At 62.6% G+C, this 24,475-nt stretch carries 21 protein-coding genes; 18 read left to right on the plus strand and 3 right to left on the minus strand.

The genetic code is table 11. The features are described 5' to 3' along the window. Positions 1-4: 4 nt before the first annotated feature. From rfbD to F6X40_RS16255, 14 genes are all read left to right on the plus strand, one after another. The gene (gene rfbD / locus F6X40_RS16190) at positions 5-931 is read left to right on the plus strand and encodes a dTDP-4-dehydrorhamnose reductase (RefSeq protein ID WP_187628508.1); all 927 of its coding nucleotides are present in this window, start codon (positions 5-7) and stop codon (positions 929-931) included. 287 nt (positions 932-1,218) lie between these two features. Next, on the plus strand, positions 1,219-2,634 hold the full coding sequence (locus tag F6X40_RS16195) for a mannose-1-phosphate guanylyltransferase/mannose-6-phosphate isomerase (protein WP_187628509.1): 1,416 nt from the start codon (positions 1,219-1,221) through the stop codon (positions 2,632-2,634). Position 2,635: 1 nt separating this feature from the next. Next, positions 2,636-3,454 carry an ABC transporter permease gene (locus F6X40_RS16200; RefSeq protein WP_184065123.1) on the plus strand — a complete coding sequence of 273 codons (819 nt, stop codon included), beginning with the start codon at positions 2,636-2,638 and terminating at the stop codon, positions 3,452-3,454. 4 nt (positions 3,455-3,458) lie between these two features. Further along, positions 3,459-4,235 carry an ABC transporter ATP-binding protein gene (locus tag F6X40_RS16205; protein ID WP_187628510.1) on the plus strand — a complete coding sequence of 259 codons (777 nt, stop codon included), beginning with the start codon at positions 3,459-3,461 and terminating at the stop codon, positions 4,233-4,235. 152 nt (positions 4,236-4,387) lie between these two features. Next, complete coding sequence (locus tag F6X40_RS16210) at positions 4,388-5,770, plus strand: phenylacetate--CoA ligase family protein (protein ID WP_187628511.1); 1,383 nt, start codon at positions 4,388-4,390, stop codon at positions 5,768-5,770. Beyond that, positions 5,767-7,344: a polysaccharide deacetylase gene (locus F6X40_RS16215; RefSeq protein ID WP_187628512.1), complete on the plus strand. Its 1,578-nt coding sequence runs from the start codon at positions 5,767-5,769 to the stop codon at positions 7,342-7,344. Before F6X40_RS16210 ends, F6X40_RS16215 begins: the two co-directional genes overlap by 4 nt. Continuing rightward, positions 7,341-8,462: a non-hydrolyzing UDP-N-acetylglucosamine 2-epimerase gene (gene wecB, locus F6X40_RS16220; protein WP_187628513.1), complete on the plus strand. Its 1,122-nt coding sequence runs from the start codon at positions 7,341-7,343 to the stop codon at positions 8,460-8,462. Before F6X40_RS16215 ends, wecB begins: the two co-directional genes overlap by 4 nt. Next, positions 8,455-9,708, plus strand: coding sequence for a glycosyltransferase (locus F6X40_RS16225; protein ID WP_187628514.1), 1,254 nt, complete (start codon positions 8,455-8,457; stop codon positions 9,706-9,708). The genes wecB and F6X40_RS16225 overlap by 8 nt, the downstream gene beginning before the upstream one ends. After that, positions 9,705-10,838 (plus strand): glycosyltransferase, encoded by a 1,134-nt coding sequence (locus F6X40_RS16230; protein WP_187628515.1) that lies wholly within the window; start codon positions 9,705-9,707, stop codon positions 10,836-10,838. Before F6X40_RS16225 ends, F6X40_RS16230 begins: the two co-directional genes overlap by 4 nt. A gap of 381 nt (positions 10,839-11,219) precedes the next feature. Next, entirely contained in the window at positions 11,220-12,644 is a 1,425-nt protein-coding gene (locus F6X40_RS16235) for a UbiA family prenyltransferase (RefSeq protein ID WP_187628516.1), read from the plus strand. 2 nt (positions 12,645-12,646) lie between these two features. Beyond that, on the plus strand, positions 12,647-13,963 hold the full coding sequence (locus tag F6X40_RS16240) for an FAD-dependent oxidoreductase (RefSeq protein ID WP_184065144.1): 1,317 nt from the start codon (positions 12,647-12,649) through the stop codon (positions 13,961-13,963). Further along, the gene (locus F6X40_RS16245; protein ID WP_184038516.1) at positions 13,960-14,700 is read left to right on the plus strand and encodes an SDR family oxidoreductase; all 741 of its coding nucleotides are present in this window, start codon (positions 13,960-13,962) and stop codon (positions 14,698-14,700) included. The genes F6X40_RS16240 and F6X40_RS16245 overlap by 4 nt, the downstream gene beginning before the upstream one ends. A 133-nt stretch (positions 14,701-14,833) precedes the next feature. Then, positions 14,834-15,232 (plus strand): GtrA family protein, encoded by a 399-nt coding sequence (locus F6X40_RS16250; RefSeq protein WP_184038521.1) that lies wholly within the window; start codon positions 14,834-14,836, stop codon positions 15,230-15,232. Positions 15,233-15,303: 71 nt separating this feature from the next. Continuing rightward, entirely contained in the window at positions 15,304-16,770 is a 1,467-nt protein-coding gene (locus tag F6X40_RS16255; RefSeq protein WP_262421470.1) for a hypothetical protein, read from the plus strand. A 311-nt stretch (positions 16,771-17,081) separates the two neighbouring features. Here F6X40_RS16255 and F6X40_RS16260 read toward each other — a convergent pair whose 3' ends face one another. The 3 genes from F6X40_RS16260 to F6X40_RS16270 form a co-directional block, all read right to left on the minus strand. Then, complete coding sequence (locus F6X40_RS16260) at positions 17,082-18,242, minus strand: methyltransferase domain-containing protein (protein ID WP_187628518.1); 1,161 nt, start codon at positions 18,240-18,242, stop codon at positions 17,082-17,084. Positions 18,243-18,319: 77 nt separating this feature from the next. Next, complete coding sequence (locus tag F6X40_RS16265; RefSeq protein ID WP_184065158.1) at positions 18,320-19,393, minus strand: zinc-dependent alcohol dehydrogenase; 1,074 nt, start codon at positions 19,391-19,393, stop codon at positions 18,320-18,322. Positions 19,394-19,435: 42 nt separating this feature from the next. Then, a complete protein-coding gene (locus F6X40_RS16270) occupies positions 19,436-20,392 on the minus strand; it encodes a class I SAM-dependent methyltransferase (protein WP_187615941.1) in 957 nt (318 codons plus the stop codon). Positions 20,393-20,924: 532 nt separating this feature from the next. On the opposite strand from F6X40_RS16270, the gene F6X40_RS16275 reads away from it, so the two are divergent. From F6X40_RS16275 to F6X40_RS16290, 4 genes are read left to right on the plus strand one after another with little or no spacing between them, the layout of a single operon-like run. Continuing rightward, the gene (locus F6X40_RS16275; RefSeq protein ID WP_187628519.1) at positions 20,925-21,914 is read left to right on the plus strand and encodes a glycosyltransferase family 4 protein; all 990 of its coding nucleotides are present in this window, start codon (positions 20,925-20,927) and stop codon (positions 21,912-21,914) included. Positions 21,915-21,963: 49 nt separating this feature from the next. Continuing rightward, entirely contained in the window at positions 21,964-22,965 is a 1,002-nt protein-coding gene (locus F6X40_RS16280) for a glycosyltransferase (RefSeq protein ID WP_260336292.1), read from the plus strand. Positions 22,966-22,979: 14 nt separating this feature from the next. Beyond that, on the plus strand, positions 22,980-23,570 hold the full coding sequence (locus F6X40_RS16285) for a histidine phosphatase family protein (protein ID WP_187628520.1): 591 nt from the start codon (positions 22,980-22,982) through the stop codon (positions 23,568-23,570). Beyond that, on the plus strand, positions 23,567-24,472 hold the full coding sequence (locus F6X40_RS16290) for a hypothetical protein (RefSeq protein ID WP_187628521.1): 906 nt from the start codon (positions 23,567-23,569) through the stop codon (positions 24,470-24,472). Before F6X40_RS16285 ends, F6X40_RS16290 begins: the two co-directional genes overlap by 4 nt. The last annotated feature ends 3 nt before the right edge of the window (positions 24,473-24,475 follow it).

Below are 24,475 nucleotides of genomic sequence, written 5' to 3' on the forward strand. Positions count from 1 at the left end.
TCGCATGAGCGCACACGACGCGAAACGGACGATTCTCGTCACCGGCGTAAATGGCCAGGTCGGCTATGAGCTCGCGCGCACGCTGCAAGGGCTCGGCAACGTGGTCGCGGTCGACCGCTCGCGGCTCGATCTGTCGAACCTCGATCAGATTCGCGCGGTGGTGCGCGACCTGCGTCCCGCGCTGATCGTCAATCCGGCCGCTTATACGGCGGTGGACAAGGCCGAAGAAGAACGCGACCTGGCAATGCGCATCAACGGCGAAGCACCGGGCGTGCTCGCCGAGGAAGCGAAAAAGCTCGGCGCCGCGCTGATCCACTATTCGACCGACTACGTGTTCAACGGCACGAAAGAAGGCGCGTACGTCGAAGACGATCCAACCGATCCGCAGAACGTCTACGGCCGCAGCAAGCTCGCGGGCGAGCAGGCAATCGCGGCGAGCGGCGTGAATCACCTCGTCTTGCGCACGAGCTGGGTGTACGGCACGCGCGGCAAGAACTTTCTGCTGACCATGTTGCGGCTCGGCGCCGATCGTCCGGAGCTGAAGGTGGTGGCCGACCAGTTCGGCGCGCCCACCTGGTGCAACACGATCGCGACGCTGACCGCGCATCTGTGCGCGCAGTCCCTCGCCGCCGAAGACGGCGCGAAGTGGTGGGACGAGCGTTCGGGCATCTATCACCTGTGCGCGGGCGACTCGACGTCGTGGCACGGTTTCGCGTCGGCGATCTTTGAACTCGCGGATTTGCCGAACAGGCCGAACACGCTGCCGATTCCGGCCGCGGATTACCCGACGCCCGCGAAGCGCCCAGCCAATTCCAGAATGTCGAACGACAAGCTGGCGCGCGTGTTCGGGCTCGCCGCGCCGCATTGGCGCGACGCGTTGAAGCTGTGTCTGACGGACGGTTTTCCAAAGTCGCCGGCGGCGCGCACCTGAGTCGCGGTTTCGACGCAGGGCTCGCGAGCGCCGGTGCGGCGAAGGAAACACTCGCATCGGACGTCCTGCCGCGCACGCCGCTCGCCATGATGCCGTCGTGGTCCGGGATCGATCGAAACGATTGTTGCCTGACAATGGTGCAAGGGGTGCGGCGGTAGAATGTCGCTCGACGCGAGGGCGTTCCAGGCGCGGATTTAACGTTCTATGCGCAGTAGATTGCAAACGTGTGCGTCAACCGCGCGCAAGCCAGTATGGCCACGTAAAAAATACGGTATCGAGAGGGAGCTGTGAGTTTGTTACCGATCATTCTGTGCGGCGGAGCGGGATCGCGGCTCTGGCCGGTCTCGCGGGAATCGCACCCGAAGCCGTTCATCCGTCTCGCGGACGGCGAAAGCCTGCTGCAGAAAGCGTTCCTGCGCGCGGTCGCGTTGCCCGGCGTGAAGGAAGTGCTCACGGTAACCAACCGTGAGCTGTTCTTCAAGACCGAAGACGATTTCCGCGAGGTGAACGGCAAGAACGTCGCGACCTCGTTCATTCTCGAACCGTTCGGCCGCAACACGGCCGCGGCGGTTGCCGCGGCGGCCTTGCACACGGCGAAGGCGCTTGGCGCAGACACCGTGATGCTGGTGCTTGCCGCGGATCACCTGATCGCGGATCAAACCGCGTTCGCCGCGGCGGTCGCGCGTGCGCAGACGCTTGCGCAGGCCGGCAACGTGGTCACCTTCGGCATGCATCCGGATACGCCCGAAACCGGCTACGGCTATATCGAAGCCGATGGCGAGCGGGTCGTGCGCTTCGTCGAGAAGCCGTCACTGGAGAAGGCCCGCGAGTATCTGGCGTCGGGCAAGTTCGTGTGGAACTCGGGCATGTTCTGCTTCACCGCGGGCACGATCCTGAAGGAAATGCGCGAGCATTGTCCCGACATTCTCGATGCCGCGGCCGAATGCATGGACAAGTCGCCGTCCGCCGAAGGCAAGAGCGGCGCGCAGGTGCGTCTCGAGCCGGGCTGCTTCGGCGCGGTGCCGGAGTTGTCGTTCGACTACGCGGTAATGGAGAAGTGCGAGCACGCGGCGGTCGTGTGCTGCAACCTCGGCTGGACCGACGTCGGCTCGTGGACCGCGCTGTCCGACCTGTCGCCGGCCGATGCGAGCGGCAACCGCGTCGAAGGCGAGGCGCTGCTCGTCGACGTGAAGAACTCGTATCTGCGCAGCGACGGGCGCCTGATCGGCGCGGTCGGCATCGACAACCTGATCGTGATCGACACGCCCGATGCGCTGCTCGTCGCGCACCGGGATCGCGCGCAGGACGTGAAGCAGATTTTCGCGGAGCTGAAGTCGCGCGGCCATGAGACGTACAAGGTGCATCGCACCGTGCATCGGCCGTGGGGCACGTACTCGGTGCTCGAAGAGGGGCCGCGCTTCAAGATCAAGCGCATCGAGGTGAAGCCGGGCGCGAGCCTGAGCCTGCAGATGCATCATCACCGCAACGAGCATTGGGTCGTGGTGAGCGGCATGGCGAAGGTCGTCAACGGCGAAAAAGAGTTCTTCGTGTCGACCAACGAGTCGACCTATATCCCGGCGGGTCACAAACATCGCCTCGAAAATCCGGGCGTCGTCGAGCTCGTGATGATCGAAGTGCAAAGCGGCGAATATCTGGGCGAAGACGATATCGTTCGCTTCGAAGACATTTACGGACGTACTTGAGATGGATATCAGTTTTACCAACGACTCGGAAGACCTGACACGTCACAACGAGCGCGACGACCTGCTGGTCGGCATGAAAGCGGTGCGGGTCTGGGGCACGCTCGGCTGGCACGACATCCGGCAGCGTTATCGCCGCTCGGTGCTCGGGCCGTTCTGGTTCACGCTCAGCACGGTCATCATGGTGGTCGTGCTCGGCGCGTTGTACTCGACGCTGCTGCACCAGGAACTCTCCGACTATCTACCGTATCTGGCGGTGGGTCTCGTCGTGTGGGCGTATCTGGCGTCGGTCGCCAACGAGGGCTGCATGGCCTTCATCGGCTCGGCCTATCTGATCAAGCAGATAAGGTTGCCGCTCACCGTGCACGTATGCCGCATCGCGTGGCGCAACTTCGTGATCCTGCTGCATAGCCTGCCCGTCGTCGTCGTGCTGCTGCTCGTGTTCGGTCACTGGCCGGGCTGGGAAATCGTGCTGGTGCCGTTCGCGCTCGTGATCCTGCTGCTGCACGGCGTGTGGCTCGGCGTCACGCTCGGCGTGCTGTGCGCACGCTTTCGCGACATTCCGCCGATCGTCACGAACCTGATCCAGGTCGTGTTCTTCTTCACGCCGGTCATGTGGTCGCCGGAAATCCTGAAGGACCGCGCGTGGGTCGCCGAATACAACCCGCTCTATCACCTGATCGAAACGGTGCGCGCGCCGCTCACCGGCCGCCCGACCCACTGGGAGTCGTGGGCGTGGTCGATTGGCCTCCTGATCGTCGGTTTTGCGTTCGCGCAGATCCTGATGAAGCGTTTCCGTAATCGCGTTCCTTACTGGCTTTGATATTGTGAGTTCTACATCGATTGTCGCTCGTAACATCTCCGTCGAATTTCCGATTTACGAGAACTCGCATCGCTCGCTGAAAAAGGCGGTGCTCAATTTGACGACGGGCGGCCGGATCGGCCAGGACGCGGGTCGCCATGCGATCGTCCGCGCGATCGACGACCTGAGCTTCACCTTCAGCGAAGGCGAGCGCATCGGCCTGATCGGCCACAACGGCTCGGGCAAGACGACGCTGTTGCGCGCGCTGTCGGGCGTCTATGCGCCGGTGCGCGGCGAGCTGAAGGTGCGGGGCAAGATCGCGTCGCTGCTCGACGTGTCGATGGGCCTCGACCCCGACGCGACCGGCTTCGAAAACATCTATCTGCGCGGCATTCTCGACGGGCTGAAGCCCGCGCGCATCCGCAGCAAGATCGACGAGATCGCCGACTTCAGCGAGCTTGGCGATTACCTGAATCTGCCGGTGCGCACCTATTCGAGCGGGATGATGCTGCGCCTCGCGTTCGCGATCTCGACGAGCGTCGAAGCCGACATCCTGATCATGGACGAATGGCTGAGCGTCGGCGACGCCGAGTTCAGCGTGAAGGCGGCCGAGCGTCTGGAAGGTCTCGTCGGCAAGGCGGCGCTGCTGGTGGTGGCGTCGCACGACCCGTCGCTGGTCGCGCGCGTGTGCAGCCGCAAGATCTCGATGGAGCACGGCAAGATGGTCGCCGACGAACCCGTGCTGCCGTCGGAAAAATCCGACGAGCCGCTCATCAGCCACACCGCGCAGTTGCCGCACTGAGCGCGCCGACGCGCGACCGGCGCGGCGCAAGCTGCACATGCGGCAGGCAAATCCATCGGCTCATCGGCTAAACCGCGCCCCGGCGCAAGCCAGTCCCGTAGTTCAGCAACACCCTCGTGACCAATCCCGAGGCGTAACAAGGTTCGAATTTGATGCGAGCTAATCACCCGTTTCTGCGCTACTCCGAATCCCTGCTCGTGCGTCAGCCGTTTCGCACGCTGAAGGGTTTCGCGGGCGGCTATATCGCGTATCCGATTGCGGAGAACGCCGAAAAGCGCAACGTGCGCCCGAAAATCCGCGAGCTGCGCGAGCACTATTCGCGGCCGATGCCGCATCGCCGCCGCATCGCGCTCGAACGGCTCGTCGCCACGCTCGAATTCGCCAGCGCGAAGGTGCCTTACTATCGCGACCTGTTCCAGGCGAAGCAGTTGGATCCCGCCAAGGTCAGGAACGACCCGCGCTACCTCGAAGAACTGCCGTATCTGACCAAGGACATCATCCGCGAGCAGGGTCCGCGTCTCCTGTCGGGACCGCTCGAGGCCGGCAAGCACCACGCGTGCAAGACCGGTGGCTCGACCGGCCTCTCCACGACGATTTACTACGACCAGGAAGGCGCCGATTATTCGTCGGCGGTCACCAACTATTGCCGCGAGCGGATCGGCAAGCTGCGCCATCGCTCGGAGTTGCACTTCGCGTGCCGTTTCCCGGATCAGGTCGTGCCCGAGTGGCCGTCGCGCGAAGACTTCAAATGCTTCGCGATGAATCGCAGCAATGTCTTCTTCGACCGCATCGACGATCACGGCCTCGAGGAGATGTGGCGCACGCTGAAGCGCCGCCGCCCGTATCTCGCGCACTCGCATCCGTCAACGATGTACGCGCTCGCCTGCTATGTCGAGCGCAAGTACGGCGGCGGCAACGCGTTCCAGGTGTTCGAGTCGAGCGGCGAGCTGCTCGAGCCGCATGCGCGCGAGATGATCGCGAAGGCGTTGCGCTGCCGCGTGATCGACCGCTACGGCCTCGCCGAGCTCGGTGTGATGGCCTATGAGCTCGACGGTCACGAAGGCGGCTTCCAGATCCTCGAATCGGAAGGCTGGCCGGAAAGCCGCGTCGCGCCGGACAACCCCGACGGCGCGCACGAGCTCGTGTTCACCGGGTTCCGCAACCGGCTGATGCCGTTGATCCGCTACACGACCGGCGACCTCGCGCGCGTGCAGGAGACGGAGAAGGGCTTCTTCCTGACCGACGTGGTCGGCCGGATTCACGACGTCGTGCCGATCAACGGCGTCGCGCATCCGACGCACCACATCCAGGACATGCTCGATCACCGCGTCGGCGGCATCCAGGAATTCCAGATCGATCTGCGCACGACGCCGCCCACTTTGCGCATCGTGCTCGAACCGCACGCGAACGCGGAGGACACCACCGCGAAGCTGCGCCACTTCTGGCAGGACGCGTTCACGATCGCCTACGTCGGTCACGACGATTTCGTGCGCGTGGGCAGTCGCGCCAAATTCCGTCACGTGGTGAGCGCATGATCGGCGTCGCGTTTCCCGACGCCCGCGCCGACGCCGGCCAATTCGTGCTGGCGGCGCTGCGGCGCTCGGTCAGCGCGACCCAGGCCCAGGCGATCGCGCGCAACATGCTGCGCGAGAGCGCGCCCGACGTCGTGGCCGCGGTCGACGCGCCCGATGCGTGGAGCGCCGACCTGATCGCGTTCGTGCAGGCGCGGCCGCGCAAGCTGATCGTGTTCGGCCATATGCCGATCGCGCTCGCGGACTATCTGCGTTATCGGCCCGCGGCGTTGCCCGCCGACCTCTCGCAAGCGAGCCGCAGCGCAACGGCGCCTTCGGGCGAGTCGCGCGAAAGCGCGGCGGCGGTGCGCTACGGCGCGCTCGCGCAGACACTCGGCGGCGCGCCTTGGCATCGCCCGTTCGAGCGCTTCGATTTCACCGACGAATGGAACAACCTCGGCTACGGCGCGATTCGCGCCGACGGCTCGATCTGGGCGCTCGCGCAGGCGCCCGAAGTTCCGGCCGAAGCGGAGTTGGCCGCGGTCGTCGTGAACGGCGAGCGACAGTTCGCGTACGCGGCGCTGTGGGATGCGGGCGCATCGGCCGTGCTGTGGTTCAACCGGCCGGTCGGCCCGTGCGATTCGTTCGAATGGCGCCTCGTCGAGCAGTTTCTGTCGGGCTACCGGGCCGATGCGCTGCCATGTCAGCCGGTGCTGAGCGAACTCCCGTGGGGTTACGACGCGGCGATCACGTCGCGGCTCGATTGCGACGAGGACGTCGAATCGGCGCGCCCGTTGTGGCACGCGTACCGGCGTCTCGGCGTGCCGTTCACGCTCGCCGTGCATACGCAGAACCTGCAACGCGGCGGCCAGCACGACATCCTGCGCGAACTGCTTGCCGACCGGCAGCAGGGCGCGGTGCTGTCGCACACGGCGACGCACTCGCCGAACTGGGGCGGCAGCTACGACACCGCGATCGCGGAAGGCGTGCAATCGGCCGAACTGCTCGAACGCGCGACCGGCGTGCCGGTGCGCTACGCGGTGTCGCCGTTTCACCAGTCGCCGCCGTACGCGATGCGCGGCCTGATCGACGCGGGCTACGCGGGCTGCATCGGCGGCATCATCCGCAACGATCCGGAGTTTCTGAGCGCACGCGGCGGCGCGTTGGCCGGTTTGCCGGCGGGCTTCGTCGGTCACAGCCAACAGTGCATGCTGCACGGCGACTGCATGCTGAAAGAGGGCGATCCGCTCGCGATCTTCAAGCAGGCCTTCGACACCGCGTACGCGACCAACACGCTGTTCGGCTATCTCGACCATCCGTTCTCCGAGCGCTACGCGTACGGCTGGACCGACGAGGCGGCGCGCATCGACGCGCACGAGCAGTTGATCGCCTACATGCGCGGCAAGGCCCAACGGCCGCTGTTCCTGCACGAGGAAGCCGCGCTCGATTTCCTGCGCTTGCGCTCGCTCGCGCAGATGGTCGAACACGACGGCGTCTTTCGCGTCGTCACGCCCTTCGCCGACACGACGCCGCTCGCGCTCGGCGTCGAGTTCCGGGGCGCTCATACCAAAGTCGAGGCGGGGAAAGCACTGCAATGAAAGTCATGGTGGTAATGGGCACGCGGCCCGAGGTCATCAAGCTCGCACCGCTCGTGCGAGCGCTGCGCAGCGAGTTCGACACGATCGTCTGCGCGAGCGGGCAGCACAGGGACATGGCCGCACAGGCGCTCGAATTCTTCGGCATCGAACCGGACATCACGCTCGAAACGATGCACCCGGGTCAATCGCTGAACGCGCTCGCGTCGCGCCTGATCGCCGCGCTCGATCGCGCGCTCGACGAAACACGTCCCGATTGGGTGATCGTGCAGGGCGACACGACGACCGCGTTCTGCGCGGGCTTCGCGGCGTTCCAGCGCGGCGTCCGCGTCGGTCACGTCGAGGCGGGGCTGCGCACCGGCGATCTGGCGAGTCCGTTTCCCGAGGAAGCGAACCGCAGCCTGCTCGGCCGCATCGCGACGCTGCATTTCGCGCCGACCTCGCGCGCGCGCGACAGCCTGCTCAGCGAAGGCGTCGCGCCAGAGAAGATCGTCGTGACCGGCAACACGGTCGTCGATGCGATCGACGAAGTGCGCGCGAGCTGGAGCGTCACGCCGCCGGCGAGTCCGCTGCCCGCATGGCATGCCGCGCAGCAGCAGCACGTGCTCGTCACGTGCCATCGGCGCGAGAATTTCGGCGACGTGCTGCAGGACATCTGCCGCGTGCTGCGCGACCTGTGTCAGCGCTATAGCGATTACCGCTGGGTGTTCCCCGTGCATCTGAATCCGGCCGTGCGCGGGCCCGTGCATCGCGAGCTCGATGGCATCCCGAACCTCGCGCTGATCGAGCCGGTCGACTATCCGACGAGCCTTTATCTGATCAGCGGCAGCGCCGTCGTGGTCAGCGATTCGGGCGGCATCCAGGAAGAAGCGCCAACCTTCGGCGTGCCGGTCGTCGTGATGCGCAATCACACCGAGCGCCGCGAAGGCGTCGACGCCGGTTTCGCGACGCTCGCGGGCCAGAGCGCGGCGAGCATCGAAAGCGCGGTGATCGGCTGGCTCGACGATCCCGCGCGGCGCGCGGCGCTGCGCGATCGCGCGAATCCGTACGGCGACGGACTGGCCTCACGACGCATCGTCGACAGCCTGCGCGGCCGACCGGTCGAGGTGTTCGTTGGCTGACGGCAAGAACCCCGTGCTTGCCCCGCAAGACTGCGTGCTGTTTTCGAGCGCCGACTGGGACGAGCCGTACTGGACCAACAAGCAGCACACGGCGAGCATCCTCGCCGCGCGCGGCTGGCGGATTCTGTATGTGGAAAGCGTTGGCTTCCGCTCGCCGAAAGTGGCCAGCGGCCGCGACTGGTCGCGCCTGTGGCGACGTCTGTGGCGCGGCGTGCAGTCGCTCGTGCTCGGCCCGCCGCGCCGCGCCGACAACATCTGGGTGCTGTCGCCGCTGATGGTGCCGGCCGGGCATCATCTGCCGTTCGTGCGCTCGCTGAATCAGGCGATGCTGCGTTTTTCGGTGAACCGCTTCGCGAGGTCGCATCGCTACGTCAAGCCGGTCGTGTGGACGTACCACCCGTACATGCTCGATGCGATCGCGACGCTGCCGCGCGGGACCCTGGTCTACCACTGCGTCGACGATATCGCGGCGATTCCGGGCGTCGACGTCGACGCGTTCCGCAATGCCCAGCAGGACCTGCTCGGGCGCTGCGAGGCGGTATTCACGACTGCGCAGTCGCTGAAGGACGTGTGCCTGCCGTTTAACCCCAATACGCATTTCTTCGGCAACGTCGTCGATGAAGCGCACTTCGGCGCAGCGCGCGCGGACGGCCCGCTGCCCGCCGAGCTCGCCGCGATCGACGAGCCGCGGCTCGTGTATCACGGCGTGCTGTCGGACTTCAAGGTCGATCTGCCGTTGCTGCTGCAAACCGCGCAGGCGCGGCCGCAGTGGCAATGGGTGATCATCGGCGAGGAGCGCGAAGGGCAGCGCAGCGACCTGCTCGCGCAGCTCAAGCGTCTGCCGAACGTGCATCTGCTCGGCTACCGGCCGTATCGCGTGCTGCCGCAGTATTTGCGCGGCATGCGGGTCGGTGTGTTGCCGACGCTGATCAACGAATACACGCACTCGATGTTTCCGATGAAGTTCTACGAATATCTCGCGGCCGGTCTGCCGGTCGTATCGACGCCGCTCGATTTCGCGAAGGAACCGCGCGCGGGGCTCGAAGTGGGCAGCGATGCCGACGCGTTCATCGCGGCGATCGACAAGCAGCTTGCACGCGGCAAGCTGAGCGTGGAGGAAGCCCGCGCTGCGGTTGGCGAGAACACGTGGGAAGCGCGGCTGGACAAGATGCTGGCGATCACCTTCCACTTCCCGCAGGCGGGCGGCGGCAGCGCGCGGCCACACGGCGCTGAGGTGCGCGCGTGAGGGTCGTTCATGTGTACCGCACGTACTTCCCGGACCCGCCCGGCGGCCTGCAGGAAGCGATCCGCCAGATTGCGCTAGCGACGCGCGAGCGCGGCGTCGAACCGCGCATTCTGACGCTGTCGCCGAGCCCGACGCCGACCGTCGTCGAACGCCCGGAAGGGCAGGTGATCCGCGAGAAATCGTGGGCGGCGCCGGCATCGTGCGATCTCGGCGGGCCCTGCTCGGTGATCAGGTATCGCGAGCTGGCCGACTGGGCCGACGTCGTGCATTTCCACTTTCCGTGGCCGTTCGCCGACGTATTGCATCTGCTCGGACGCACCAGCAAACCGACGGTGATGACTTACCACTCCGACATCGTGCGGCAGAAGCTGCTCGGCGCCGTCTATGGGCCGCTGATGCGGCGCACGCTGCGCAGCATGTCCGCGGTGGTCGCGACGTCGGCGGCCTATGCGCGGACCAGTGAGACGCTTGCCGCGTGCGTGTCGAAGGAGCGTCTGAAGACGATTCCGCTCGGCATCATCGACTATCGCGACGAGCCGCAGCCGCTCGATACGCAGCGCAAGCTCGAGAGCCGGCTCGGCCTGGCGCCGGGCGAGCCGTATTTTCTGGCGCTCGGCGTGTTGCGCTACTACAAGGGACTGCATACGCTCGTCGAGGCCGCCTGGCATGTGCAGGCGAAAATCGTCATCGCTGGCTCGGGGCCGGAGCGCGAGCGGCTCGCCGCCTTGGCGCGGCAGCATGGCGCGACCAACGTCGTGTTTGCCGGGCAGGTCACGCATGAGGAAAAGGTTGCGCTGCTCGAGGGCTGTCGCGCGATGGTGCTGCCCTCGCATTTGCGCTCCGAAGCGTTCGGGATGGTGCTGGTCGAAGCCGCGATGTTCGGCAAACCGATGGTGTGCTGTGAGGTGGGGTCCGGGACGTCGTTCGTCAACGAGGATGGGGTGACGGGGTTTGTCGTGCCGCCCGAGGCGCCCGAACCGCTGATCGCCGCGATTAACCGGCTGGCGCTGGATGAAGCACTGGCGCGCGGCATGGGAGGGGCGGCGCGGCAGCGATATGAGCGGCTATTTTCTGGGCCAGCGTTGGGAAACGCATATAAATCGCTGTATGAACACGTATTGTCTTCCTGAGTCGTTATTTTCTTTCTCTCTATATCGCCGAAAAGCTTGCGAAAGGGTTTAATTCACCTTGGTTTGCGCAAATTCGGCCTATATGCGAGATGTTGGTATTATCTGCGCGGTCGAGCCCGGTACACTGATTATTCTGCTTCGTTACAAATATTGCGGGCTCAGGGTTGTTAACTCAGGGTTGTTAAATCAGTCGGCGATAAGTTGACAAATAAATTGGCAGCGGGTTGTAGGGGAGGGCGCGAGATGGTAGCGTGATGCCGCTTTACGCGGTCCGGATATTGATCCTCGTGGTTCGACTTGACCCGCTGCCGCGCCAGAACGAATTTCTACGGCATCGCATGTGCCTTCCACACTCTTTTCTGCCCTGCGGCGGTTCACTGAATGAGCAGCAAACCACTCGTCGTCGATCTTGATGGAACTCTCATTCGCTCGGACGTCCTGATTGAATGCGGATTTGCTTTCACCCGATCCGCTCCCCATCGGTTCTACGAGCCGCTTCTGTGGCTCCTGCGCGGGGGCAAAGCCGGCCTCAAAGCCCGCTTGGCCGAAGCGACCGATATCGACGTCACCGTCCTACCCTACGACGCCACGGTCATCGAGTGGCTGAAGGAAGAACGGGCCGCCGGGCGTTCGCTCGTGCTGGCGACCGCTAGCCATGAACGCTACGCGAAGGCGATTGCCGATCATCTTGGGCTATTCGACAAAACCTTCGCCACGCATAGCGACATCAATCTGTCCGCGCATCGCAAGCGCGACAGGCTCGTGGCCGAGTTCGGCGAGAAAGGCTTCGACTACGCGGGCAATTCGCACGACGATGTCGCAGTCTGGGCCGCGGCCGAGCGTGCTTATGTGATCAATCCGTCGAGTGGCGTAGAGCGCGCGGCCCGCAAGCAGGGCAACGTCGAGCGCGTCATCGACCAACGCTCCGCGTGGCCGGGAACGTGGGCGAAGTCGTTGCGACTGCATCAGTGGCTGAAGAATCTGCTGATTTTCGTTCCGCTGCTCGCGGCGCATCAACTGTCGGATGCCGCGCTGGTCATTGCCGCGCTCCTCGCTTTTTTTGCCTTCGGTGTCTGTGCGTCGAGCGTCTACCTGTTGAACGATCTGCTCGATCTCGAGGACGACCGGCATCATCCGACCAAGCGCAAACGCCCGCTTGCTTCGGGCGCGTTGCCGCTGGTTTCGGGCGCGGCGCTCTGTCCCGTTCTGCTGGTCGTGGGCGGCGCGATCGCCTGGTTCTGCCTGCCTCATAAGTTCGCGCTGGTTTTGCTTGGATATTACGTACTCACGCTGGCCTATTCGTTCTATCTGAAGCGGCGAGTCATGATGGACGTGGTGGTGCTGGCCTTGCTCTATACGACACGGATCATCGCCGGAAGCGCCGCGATCGATGCGCGGCTCACGTTCTGGCTGCTCGCGTTTTCGATGTTTATTTTTCTCAGTCTCGCGCTCGTCAAGCGGTATGCGGAACTGCACGCGTTGAAGGAGCGCGGCCTCGTGAAGTCACGCGGCCGCGGCTATGTCGCGAGCGATCTGCCGTTGATTTCGTCACTAGGCGCGGCCTCGGGCTATCTGTCCGTGCTGGTTCTCGCGCTTTATATTCAGGACGGCAATACGGCGAGCCTCTATCGGCATCCACAGTACATCTGGGTGGCCTGTCCTCTGCTGCTTTACTGGGTGAGCCGCACGTGGATCATCGCGCATCGCGGCTCCATGCATGACGACCCGATCATATTCGCGGCAAAAGACCGGAGCAGCTGGCTGATCATGGCCCTATGCGGTGCCGTGTTCTGGATGGCGATCTAGCCATGTCGAAAGTCCAGTCCTGGGGGCGCTATCCGTACGCGCTGCAAGAGGCCCATCCGATCGCCTGGCGTGATATGGCCGCGGCGGTATGGCGAAGTGTCGGCGGCACGCAGCGCACGACCCTTGCCTTCGGCAATGGGCGCAGTTACGGCGACAGTTGCCTCGCGTCTTCGGGGCACGTGGTCCAGACGCTGCCGCTGGACCGGATGATTCTGGCCGACTGGCAAAACGGCGTATTGCGCGCTGAACCGGGCATGACGCTCGAGCAGATTCTCGACGTGGCGATTCCGCGTGGATGGATGTTGCCCGTGACGCCGGGGACGAAGTACGCGACGTTGGGCGGCGCGATCGCCAACGACGTGCACGGCAAGAATCACCATGTACGCGGCACGTTTGGCCGGCACGTGCGGCGTTTCTCCTTGCTGCGAAGCGACGGCACGCAGTTCGAATGTACGCCGGACCTCCACCCCGAGTACTTCACCGCGACGATCGGCGGCCTTGGTATGACGGGGCTGATCGCGTGGGCTGAAATCCAGCTGATGCCGATCAGGTCGAGCATGCTCGACGTGACCAGTATCCGCTTTGCCAACCTCGACGAGTTCTTCGCGCTGTCCGAACGGCTCGACGAACTGCATGAGTACAGCGTGGCGTGGGTGGACTGTCAGAGCCGCGATGCCGCGTTGGGCAGAGGCATTTTCATGGTCGGCGATCACGCCTCCGAGGGGGGGCTCGACGTCGAACGCCGCAAGACGCGTACGGTGCCGTTCACGTCGCCGATCCCCGTTTTCAACCGCCTGACCCTGCGCGCCTTCAACGAGTTGTACTACAGGCGGCAACGCGCGGACGCGCTTCGCTCGACGGTGAGTTACGACTCGTACTTCTATCCGCTCGACAGCCTGCTTGAATGGAATCGCATCTATGGCCGCTCGGGCTTCCAGCAGTATCAATGCGTGATCCCGGCAGCCGTTGCGCGCGAGGCAACGCGGGCCATTCTCGACGCGATTGCCCGCAGCGGCACGGGGTCGATACTTGCCGTGCTGAAGCGCTGCGGCGCCATCAAATCGCCGGGCTTGCTGTCTTTTCCGCTCGAAGGCACCTCGCTCGCGCTCGACTTCCCGCAGCGCGAGGAATCGAATCGCAAGCTTTTCGACCGGCTGGATGCGATCGTGCGCGAGAGCGGCGGCCGTTTGTATCCCGCCAAGGACGCGCATATGTCGGGCGAAGATTTTCGCGCTGCCTATCCGCAGTGGGAACAGGTCGAAGCGCTGCGTGATCCGGCTTTGCTGTCACGCTTTTGGGAACGAACCACTCGAGTATGAAAAACATCGTTATCGTAGGCGCCACTTCGGCGATCGCCATTGCCTGTGCACGGCAATGGGCTAAACAGGGCGCGCGGTTCTTTCTCGTCGCGCGCAACATGGAGCGCCTCCAGCAGGTTGCCGACGACCTCAAGGCACGTGGTGCGCAAGACGTGCTGTGTCAGCAGTTGGACATCGATCAGCTCGGTGAACATGCCGCCATGATGCAGCGTTGTTCGGCCGAGTTCGGCGCGCTCGACATCGTGCTGGTGGCGCCGGGTACGCTGCCTGACCAGCAGGACTGTCAGAACGATGCCGACGTCGCGGTCCGCGAGTTCAATACCAATGCCGTATCGATCATCGCGTTGCTGACGCGTTTTGCCACTGTGATCGAGCAGCAGCGGCGCGGCACGATCGCGGTCATTTCGTCGGTGGCCGGCGATCGCGGTCGCCAGTCGAACTATCTGTACGGCAGTGCAAAAGCAGCGCTCTCCGCGTTTTGCGAGGGCCTGAGGGCGCGCCTGTTCAAGGCGGGCGCGCATGTGCTGACGATCAAGCCTGGCTTTGTCGCGACGCCAATGACAGCGGGTCTTCCCTTGCCGGGACCGCTTGTTGCTACCGCGGACAAGGTCGCGGGCGACATCGTGCGCGCGGTGGAAAAGGGTAGGGATGTCATTTATACCCCGTGGTTCTGGTGGGGCATCATGCTGATCATTCGCTCTATTCCTGGCCGCGTGTTCAAGCGGCTCTCGTTGTGATGCATTGCATGCATCGCGACGGGTCTGCCGTGCTCGACGGCAACCGTCGCCGCCCAGCGAGCGCATGGCGCGGCGAATGTTCGTTCGACCTTCCTGACCTGGTGTGCCTTTCGTGAACTCCTCGGCAACTCCCATGAGCGCGTCGCGCCTCGTGATTTTTTACGCGATATTCGCGGCAGTTTCGATCGCCGCGAATATCGGTCTGCAGAAGCTCTCGCTGATCACCTATTCGGGAGCGTTCAGCGTGCCGCTGTCGGTGGTCGTCGGAACGGGTGGCGGGCTGGTGGTGAAGTTCTTACTCGACAAGCTCTGGATCTTTCGATACCAGCATCGCGATCTGTCGCACGGCATACAGAGTTTTCTGCTGTACACGGTGATGGGGCTCGCAACTACGGCGATTTTCTGGGGCTTCGAATTCGGCGCGGACGCGATCTATCATTCCGAGCCTGCCCGCTTTACGGGCGGCGTGATTGGCCTCGTGATTGGTTATATAGTCAAATATCGGCTCGACAAGAAGTTCGTTTTTGCCTGATTCGGGCAATGCGTTGATTTTTGTAGTTGCGCTGCCGCACGCGCGTAATCGGAAAATATTGGCCAATGAACATGCAACGATTTAGACAGTACCTTTCGGAGAACGCGCTTCTACTGGTGGTCACCATTGCCGTGGGTGGTTATCTCGCGTGGCAGACGCGCAACTTTCAGCTCGATGATTCGCTGATCTATCTGCGATATTTGCGCAATCTGTTTGACGGGCAAGGGCTCACCTACAACGCGGGCGATCGCTTCAACGGGCTCACGTCGCCGTTGTATTCCTACTTGCTGATCGTGGCGAACGTCGTGGCCGGTAATTTGCAATATACGACGATCTTTTTGTCTTTCGTGTTCCTGTGCGCGGCCGGGATCACCGGAGCGCATCTGCTGGCGAGCGGAAAATACGAACAGACGCTGTGCGCGCTGATCGTTGTTTCCTTCAATTATTTTTACAACACCTTTGGGATGGAGACTTCGCTGTTTCTGTTCCTCTCCGCGCTCGCGTTGGTACTCTATCGCAGGGAGCAATTTTTTGGTCTGGGTGTGGTGCTGGGCCTGCTGTTCATCACGCGCAGTGAAGGTGTGTTCCTTGGCCTCGTCGTGGTCGTCGATTACTTCATCAGGAACAGAAAACTGCCTCATGGTAAGTATTTGGTCGCGCCGGTCATTTTGCTCGCGGCCAATTTCATATTTAACTACTACTACTACGGCGCGTTTCTTCCGGCTACCGGCAATGCGAAGCTCGGACAGGGCAAGTCGGGGTACTGGGGCGAGGGCCTGATTTTTCTTCACGTGCAGTATATGAAGGACGCTTTCTTCGGGGGTGACTTCCGGCTGCTCGCGTTCATGCTGCCGATCGGTCTCGTCGGTGTGCTGTCGAGTCTCGGCAAGAGGATCGCGTGGCTCGTCATTCTCTATCTCGTGCTGCTGGGTTCGTTTTATGTGTCTCTGCATATTCCGAATTACCACTGGTACTACGCACCATTCTTCTTCTTCGGCTTGTTGTTCGTTGGTGTCGGCGCGTGGAGAGTGCTCAGCTTCACGTACGCGCGGTCCCGGGAGAGCTCTGTTTTCCTCTCGCTGTTCCTTGCGTTTTTTCTCGTCACGAGCGGCTTCGTTTATCACAGCTTTGGTATCTCGAACGTGCAGCGCGGCCCGATGGACGCATACAAGAATATTGGTGAATGGATAAAAACCAACACACCAGCCAAGGCGGTCGTTGCAAGCGTCGAGATCGGAACCGTGGGCTGGTACTCCGACCGGTACATCATCGACATTCTCGGTCTGACCAATCGCTATAACGCGGACTACATTGCTCGCAAGGATCTTTACTCGTGGCTCACGAAGTACAGCCCGGATTACATTCTCGTGCATGAGCCGCTCTGGACTTTCGAGGCAAGCGCGAATTGCCTGCTCGCGAGCCAGGCCTATGCTCCTGTGGACACATTCAATTTCGCTGGTTACCGCCTGCTACGGCGCAGTGACGCTGCGGGGACGCAGCAGCAGATTCAAACATGCGCGAAAGGGCCGCGGACCTGATGAGCCCTGCAACACTCGTTGCGAATTCATGCCTGCCGGCTTGAGGCAATAACAGCCGACTCGATGTTCGAGTCGGCTGTGGGCTTCTGCTCATCTTTTTGTCCAAAAACCTCTGCTGGTCCCGCAGACGGGCGAGACGCTGCTGAACGTTACGAATATACAATGGATACTGCTTCCGGCGCTCATCGCAACGTGGAACATTACGGCGAACGACTAGGGGCATACGCTAAAGGTCGCGCCGAACTGGGCGGTACAGATTCCTGCTAGCCCGCCCGGCCATTAGGTCATCGAGCGTTTCCCCGTCTCGATCGTTACCTCGCTTCAATGGCGACCGGGGCAGGGGCAGCCTGAGCCTCGGGGGCCGGCCGCAAGGCCCGCCCCTCCCGCCACCCATATTGAAGGTAATGCTGACCCGCGTTCACGCCCGCCGCCGCCACGTCCGTATTGACGGCGAGATATTCCTGCTCGTTGAAACCCGGCGGCAATTCGACCGCTACGTCCGGGTCCAGTTCGCTGGGCTGTCCGCTCACGCGCGGCGTGCTCTTACGGGCGTTCGGTCCGGCGCATAGCTCCCTGAGTTTGCGATGTGTGCGCCAGAACGGCACGGCCGGCGTCGCGTCGCTGGCCTCGCGCTCCATTCGCCGCCAGCTGTCGGCAATATATTTGCGATCGCGCGAGCGCCTCATCACGACAGAAAACTCGATATCGTTGTGCAGCGTGTCGTTGAAATCTTCACAAGCGAAATCGATCAGCTCCATTTCGCAAAGATCGGCGATCAGTTTTGCAAACGAGCGCGGCGTGAAAACCCAGCAGTGAACGTCGTGATAGGTGCCGTTTTCGAAGGCGTCGCGTGCGAGATGTAGCGCGCCTTGCCATGTGTGATGCCGCTTGACCGAGTGCGGGTCGATCCGCCTTTGCCACGCTTCGTGGGCCGAGACATCCGTGGCGGACAGGCAATGATCGAGCAGCGAGTAGGGCTGCGGTACCCGCGCACGGGCGATATAGCTGGCCAGTACTTCGGGCAGGCGGCTTTCGCGGCGGAAATAGTCGAAGGTGAAGCGCCGGTCGGGAACCACGAGACGCACTTCGCCGGTCGGTTTGAGGACCGCGGCCAGCTCTCTGAGCCACGTCACCGGATCGGGAACATGCTCGACGACATGAGAGGCCACTACGTAGTCGACATAGCGACCCTTGATCGCTTCGTGCAGCGTATTGCGCCCCCATACCGCATCGACATCGACGATCTCATTGACGTCGAGATTAGGATCGTTTCTGTACTTCTCTCGCAGGTGCGGCGTGTCCGTATGGTCGACGTAAATGATCTCGCCGCCGTCGCTGCGTCGCACGAGAGGCCAGCAAAGCGGGCCTATTTCCACGCCGACGCTTTCCTTGACGTTCAGGCCTTTCAGCAAACGGCAACGCCGCTTATCTCGAAATTCATCGATGCTTGGAGCATTGTCTTCCTTCGCCATGTTGCCTCCTCGTATTGGACGGCACAGCTTCCAGTTATGACCGATGTTCACTGCATTGCGCGAGACCGCTTACACCATCAGGTATGCATCTGCACCTTGATGGAGTCCGAACTTTTGTCGCTGGCCAGACGAAAGGCCTCGTCGACGTCGTCGAGGCTCAGGTCGTGCGTGATCATGGCGCGCAACGTATCGCCCTTGCGCGCCAGCAGATCGATCGCGAGCGCGAAGTCGTGCTGACCGTCGATATAGCCGTAGCAGTTCGGCAGATGAATCGTCAGTTCCTTGATGTGCGGTTTGATGATTTCGATGTTCCTGAAGCCGTGATCGAAGGCACCGAGCACGCACACGTGGCCGAGCGGGCGCACGAACTGACAGGCGAAGTCGAACGTGTCGGCCGTTCCGCCGACCGCTTCGATCGCGTAGTGCGCGCCCAATCCGCCGGTTGCCTGTTCGACCATGGCGAGCGCTTCGGCGCGATCGGCCGGCAGGATCGCGGTGGCGCCCATCGCCAGCGCCGCGCGCGCCTGAGCCGCGTGTCTTGCGACCACGTAGACATTTTCACTGCCGGCGTCCAGCGCCGCGGCGAGTGCCGCGAGGCCGATCGTGCCCGCGCCGATCACGACGCCGACCGAGCCGCGCGCAATCGGCATCTTGCGGCACCCGTGGATGCCGACCGCCACCGGCTCGACGATGGCGCCGAGCTGATCGTCGACGGCATCGGGCAGCGGGAACACGCCCGATTCCTTGGTGCGCACGTATTCGGCAAAGCCGCCGCCGAACGGAAATTCGCGCGCGCGGCAGTGAATCGGCGTGCCGAGCTTGCAATACTCGCATTTGCCGCACGCGGTGCCCATCACCATGTCGATCGTCACGCGCTGGCCGACGCGCACGCTCGTCACGCCCTCGCCGATCTCGACCACGGTCCCGCTCAGTTCGTGGCCGTTCGGAAAGCTTTGATGAACGTCGACGTTCCGGTAAGCGTGCAGATCGCTGCCGCAGATACCGACGCTCGCCACCTTGACGATTACGGTGCCGGGTAGCAACTCAGGTACCGGGATGCGGCCGACCTTCATCGCGCGCACCCCGTCTTGCAAGCCGGCTCGCATGGACGCGCCTTCGGTGCGATGCTCGAGCGCGTTCGTCGAAGTCATCTATCAATCTCCGCAAAATGTGAGACGTTTGCGCCGCGGCGCCTAACGTGTCTTTCGAATCCAGAAGCTCGCGCCGGGATTGCGCATGAAGAGCGGCATCCGCGCGTTCATCAGGTCCGCATGGAAGTGTCCCATGAACGTATTCATCAGGACAACTTCGAACGCGCTGTTGTACTGGAGAAAGGCGCGCAGCAGATAGGCTTCGTTCCACGCGCGGCCTTCGTAGATCCACTGCGGCGGGTATTCGAGCGGCAGGAACACGTCGTGAAAGTGTATGTGCACGCCGGGCGCGAGGATCGGCAGTATCTCGAAGACGATGCGGTTCACGTCGCTGCCGATCTTGCTCACGTGCGACGAATCGACGAACAGTATGTCGTTCGCTTCGAGCTCCGCGAATACGGACAGGTCGACGTCCTGCGCGAGCGACTTGACGATCTTCGAGGTGACCTTGTCTTTCTCGGTCAGCAACGACAGCAAGCGTTCATTGTTCGGTTCGACGAAGGTGCACTGGATCTGGCCGTCGAAGAACAGGTCGTTGGTATCGAGCGAAACGGCGGACGAGAAACCCGAGCCGATCTCGACGATGCGGCGCGGCCGCAGGTGGCGAATCATGCAGTACAGCGACGTCGCGTCGCCATACGAGAACATCACGTTCTCGAAGTAGAAGCGCAGGCCGTCTTTCTTGTGCGGCTCGAACGGCATTTCGCCGTAGTACTTGTCGGCGAACTCGCCGACGAGCCGCACCTGCGCCTCTTCGTTGAACTCGATGCCGGGCAGCGTGCGCGAGACGTTACCGAACAGCCGTGCTTCGTCCTGTTTGATGTCGGGGATCGACGGGATCGGCGAATAGTAGTGGCCTGGAGGCACGTCGCCGAGATTCGAAAAGTGCGGAATATTGACCTGAAGCGCGTCGCGATACTTGTCCCGTTCAGCGATCAGTTCTGCAATCTCGGGATGCTGCGCGGCAAGTGAATCGAGAAGCTCGGGCGATGCCGACATCTTGTTTCTCCGCTTGAAAGAATTTGCGAAAAGCCATGACAGAACAGCGAATTCATACCGATATGCCGACTGGCTGGCGAGCCGGCCCTCCCGGCCGGCCGGCCAGTCTATCGTACCCCCAGTATTCTGCACGTCCAACATTTCCTGATGTTCCGACATGAGTCCGCATTTACCGTTACTTACAAATTATTACTTACAAATTATTCGTCATAGTAATCGGCACAGCCGCGACGCCACGGGTCATGTGCCGTCCGTTTTCCGTGGATACCGCGCGTGAGTCGCGAGTGCGCGGCAGAAGAGGGCGGCGCGGTCATCATTTCGTAAGCCACGTAAGCCGACGAAAGCATGCAGCAGGGTGCTCGGCGCGTCGCTCGTGGGCGATCGTCTGCGTTACGATTTGGCGTAAAATCGAGCCCCTGCCGATAATAGTCCGCGCCTGTTTCACAGGTCGCGCGAACGCGTGAATTCCGCACCGTCCGGCGGACGGCAGCAGCGCCCACGATACGGGACGATTCGGGACGGAGCCCGCAATATGCATTTTAAAATTCTCCTGACCACTCACAGTACCGCGTTCATGACGAGCGGTGGTGGTGAGTCGGAACTCGTGCAGGTCGCCGAACTGCTCAACGATTCGGACGTACAGGCCGACATTTACGGCATTCGCAGCCGGCCGCTACGCTTTTACGACGCGGTGATGCACTTCTCCGTCCATGCGGACGGCGAAGCGATCGTTCGCGAAACGGTGAATCAGGGCAAGAAGCTGTTCCTGTGGCCGAACGTCTGGTGGTTGAGCGCGCCCGACCCGGCGGAAATCAGCCGCATCGAGGCGTTCGTGCAGCGCGCCGAGCGGCTACTGTTCAAGTCCTCCGCCGAACTCGCGCACTTCAACAGGTACATCACGGTCGATCCAGGTAAAGGCGTGGTGGTGGGCTCCGGCATATCCGACCGGTTCCTGCTGCCGGCCGACAAGGATTTGCTCCCCACGGTCTGCGACGTCTCGGACTACGTGCTGTGCCTCGGCTTGATCGAGCCGATCAAGAATCAGCTCGAACTGATCCGCGCACTGAACCAGCTCGACATGAACGGCCTGATGGTCGGCGGTTTCAGGGACGAGGAGTATTACCGGCAGTGCGTTCGCGAAGCGCGTCGGGGCATTCATTTCCTGCCGTTCATCCAGCCCTGCAGCGCGCTGTTGCGCTCCGCGCTCGCCAGCGCGATGGTAGTGGCGGAGCCGAGCCTCGATCCGCCCGGGCGCTCGTGCCTCGAAGGCGCGTTCGTGAAGCAGCCGCTCGTCATGGTTGATGGGGATTGGCAGCGCGAGCACTTCGACGACAATGTCTGGTACGCGGCTTCCACCCGCGCGCCGGACATCGTTCCCGCCATTCAGGCTGCCCTGACCGACCCGGACAGGGACGAAAAGATTGAAAGTAACTACGAACGCGTCTATGCACGGCACTCGTCGAGCACGGTAGCAGCAGACCTAATCAGACACCTGATCGATGCCGGCCTCACAAATTACTAAGATTCCCCGACTGCTCGTCGTTCAGCGGCGCTCCATGACCGATGGGCGAATGAATTCGCGCACCATCGGCGCGCGCTTCGCGCCTTTGCTTTCGTACATGCAGCGCCATCGGTTGATCGAGTGGGAGCAGATCTCGGAGGCGGACGTTGGCGTCAGCCATCTGCATCGCTTCGACGTCGTGCTGTTCAACAAGCACGTGTCGAATCTGTCGCTGAAGATCATGCGGATGGCCAACGAACTCGGTCTTCATACGATTTACGATCTCGACGACTGGCTGCTCGATCTGCCGTCGTGGAGCGTGCTCGAAATGAACGAGGACGTGCTCTACAACGTGCTCGCGATGATTCGCGAAGCGAGCGCGGCCACGGCGTCGAACTCGCTGTTGCAGGAGCGCATGCGCAAAGTGCGGCGCTCGGACGACGTGCTGATCATCCCGAACGGTTTCGACGATCAGGCGTTCGACCTGTCGCCGGAACTGTGGACCGAAACCCAGCCGCCGAAGATCGTCTTCTCCAATCTCGACGGCATCAAGCTCGTGAGCTTTCGCAAGGAGTTTTTCGGCACCTTGCGCAGTTTTCTCGCGCGCCACGAAAACGTGTCGATCGACTTCTGGGGCGATCCGTTTCCGGAGCTCAACACGATTGCCCGCATGACGCATCGCGGCAGCCGCGGCAACCTCGAATACAAGAAGGCCATTCGCGACGAAGGCTACACGTTCGCGATCGTGCCGCTCGGCGCCGAAGAGGATCCGGAGACGCTGTTTTTCAACTCGTGCAAGTCGCCGATCAAATACGCGGACTACGGCAGCCTCGGCATCCCGAGCATCTATTCGGATTGCCCGACCTACCGCGAGAACGTCAAACATCGTGAGACGGGATACATTGCGTCGAACACGGCCGAGAGCTGGGCACGAGCGCTGGAGGACATGCTGGGTGACCCGCAGCTTCGCCAGTCGATCCGCCGCAATGCCTACGCCGACGTGTTCGACCGTTTCAGCGTGCGACGCATTTCGTCGATGTTCGTGAAAGCCTTGCCCGACCCCAAGCCTTAAAGCAGCTAACACCTATGGATCTTCTTCTGATTCGCCACGGCCAATCGCACGCCAACGTGGCTGGCCTGTTGAACTCGACCGAACAGGACGAGTTGACCGAGCATGGCCTGCAGCAGGCCGCGAAGCTACGCACGCTGATGGAAAGTCACGGTTTCGCGCCCGACCGCGTTTTTTCGAGCCCGTGGCGGCGCGCATTGCAGACCACTGAAGTGCTGTTCAAGGACAACTGCGACTGGACCGTCGACGCGCGTCTCGGCGAAACCAATGCGGGGCGGTTCGCGATTTGGAAGGCCGAAGATTTTCGTGTGGCGTTTCCCGACTGGGGCAAACATCTGTCGGACCGTTACGAGGGCGGCGAGTCGCATCTCGAACTGGCCGCGCGTTCGGTGAACTGGCTCGAGGAGGAGGTGCTGCGGCACGCTGAGCAGCCTGGCCTGATCGCCGCCGTGTGTCACGCGGGACCGATCTCGGTGATCTCGCAATACCTGCTGAACGTGCCGTTGTCCCGCTTTCCCAACGTGCTGGTGCCGAATGCATCGCTCACGCTGTTCCGGCGCAACGTGCACACCGGAAACTATTATCTGCAGATCGCAGGGCTGTCATGAGTGCATCGATCAAGATCTTCGAGCCGCTTTACGCGCCGGGACAGGTCCTGTCCGAACAGGCTTTTCATCCGCTCGAACTGCGCGATAACGCGCACGCCGCGTGGCGCGAGTTTTATATTCTCGTCGACATGTACCGCAAGGGCATGCATCGGCAGCAGCAGATCACCGGTCTTTTTTCGCCGAAGTTCGCGCTGAAGGCGCGCATGGACGGCAGCCGGTTTCTGGAGTTCGTGCAGGCCAATGCCTACGCCGACGTCTGGATGATCAATCCGTTTCCGCAACTCGCGTATTTCTCGTACACCGCATGGATGCAGGGCGAGCATGCGCATCCGGGACTCGTCGAGCGCAGCCAGCAACTGCTCGACGCCTGCGGCATCGCGTGGAATCTGCGTGAGGCGCCCCGTCAGTCGCCGCACACGCTGTGCTATTGCAATTTCTGGGTCGGTTCGCAGTCGTTCTGGGAAAGCTACGTCGGCAAGGTGCTTGAGCCGATTGCCACGTTCCTCGAAACGCAGAGCGGCACCGAGGCCGCGCGCGGGGTGCTGGAGCCCACGATCCACTCGGACGACGCACCGTTCCTGCCATTCGTTGCCGAGCGTCTGTTCAGCACGTATCTGTCGCTGCATCCCGAACTGAAGGTGGCGGCCTATCCGATCGAAGGCGATCGGGTGCTGGACTATTGCGTCAGCGATTTCGAAAAAGACATCGTGCGCTACATGCAAAAACCGATCGACGCGGCGGATCGCGCGCCGGTCTTTCCGCCCGAGCAGATTGCATTGATGGACTTGCTGTGCACGCTATCGCAGAAGTACGTGCGCGCGCATTTCTCGTTCACGCCGCATCCGCATACGGGGCAACCGATCGACTTCGACAGGACCGGCAAGCCGCCAGCGAACGAGTGAGGC

Source organism: Paraburkholderia sp. UCT31 (assembly GCF_014397655.1).
Classification (GTDB): Bacteria; Pseudomonadota; Gammaproteobacteria; order Burkholderiales; family Burkholderiaceae; genus Paraburkholderia; species Paraburkholderia tuberum.

Bases quoted from the DNA above. Each gene is read 5' to 3' on its own strand.
- rfbD (WP_187628508.1), top strand. From the start codon at position 5: ATGAGCGCACACGACGCGAAACGGACGATTCTCGTCACCGGCGTAAAT.
- F6X40_RS16200 (WP_184065123.1), top strand. From the start codon at position 2,636: ATGGATATCAGTTTTACCAACGACTCGGAAGACCTGACACGTCACAAC.
- F6X40_RS16210 (WP_187628511.1), top strand. From the start codon at position 4,388: ATGCGAGCTAATCACCCGTTTCTGCGCTACTCCGAATCCCTGCTCGTG.
- F6X40_RS16215 (WP_187628512.1), top strand. From the start codon at position 5,767: ATGATCGGCGTCGCGTTTCCCGACGCCCGCGCCGACGCCGGCCAATTC.
- wecB (WP_187628513.1), top strand. From the start codon at position 7,341: ATGAAAGTCATGGTGGTAATGGGCACGCGGCCCGAGGTCATCAAGCTC.
- F6X40_RS16235 (WP_187628516.1), top strand. From the start codon at position 11,220: ATGAGCAGCAAACCACTCGTCGTCGATCTTGATGGAACTCTCATTCGC.
- F6X40_RS16240 (WP_184065144.1), top strand. From the start codon at position 12,647: ATGTCGAAAGTCCAGTCCTGGGGGCGCTATCCGTACGCGCTGCAAGAG.
- F6X40_RS16245 (WP_184038516.1), top strand. From the start codon at position 13,960: ATGAAAAACATCGTTATCGTAGGCGCCACTTCGGCGATCGCCATTGCC.
- F6X40_RS16250 (WP_184038521.1), top strand. From the start codon at position 14,834: ATGAGCGCGTCGCGCCTCGTGATTTTTTACGCGATATTCGCGGCAGTT.
- F6X40_RS16255 (WP_262421470.1), top strand. From the start codon at position 15,304: ATGCAACGATTTAGACAGTACCTTTCGGAGAACGCGCTTCTACTGGTG.
- F6X40_RS16260 (WP_187628518.1), bottom strand. From the start codon at position 18,242: ATGGCGAAGGAAGACAATGCTCCAAGCATCGATGAATTTCGAGATAAG.
- F6X40_RS16265 (WP_184065158.1), bottom strand. From the start codon at position 19,393: ATGACTTCGACGAACGCGCTCGAGCATCGCACCGAAGGCGCGTCCATG.
- F6X40_RS16270 (WP_187615941.1), bottom strand. From the start codon at position 20,392: ATGTCGGCATCGCCCGAGCTTCTCGATTCACTTGCCGCGCAGCATCCC.
- F6X40_RS16275 (WP_187628519.1), top strand. From the start codon at position 20,925: ATGCATTTTAAAATTCTCCTGACCACTCACAGTACCGCGTTCATGACG.
- F6X40_RS16280 (WP_260336292.1), top strand. From the start codon at position 21,964: ATGAATTCGCGCACCATCGGCGCGCGCTTCGCGCCTTTGCTTTCGTAC.
- F6X40_RS16285 (WP_187628520.1), top strand. From the start codon at position 22,980: ATGGATCTTCTTCTGATTCGCCACGGCCAATCGCACGCCAACGTGGCT.
- F6X40_RS16290 (WP_187628521.1), top strand. From the start codon at position 23,567: ATGAGTGCATCGATCAAGATCTTCGAGCCGCTTTACGCGCCGGGACAG.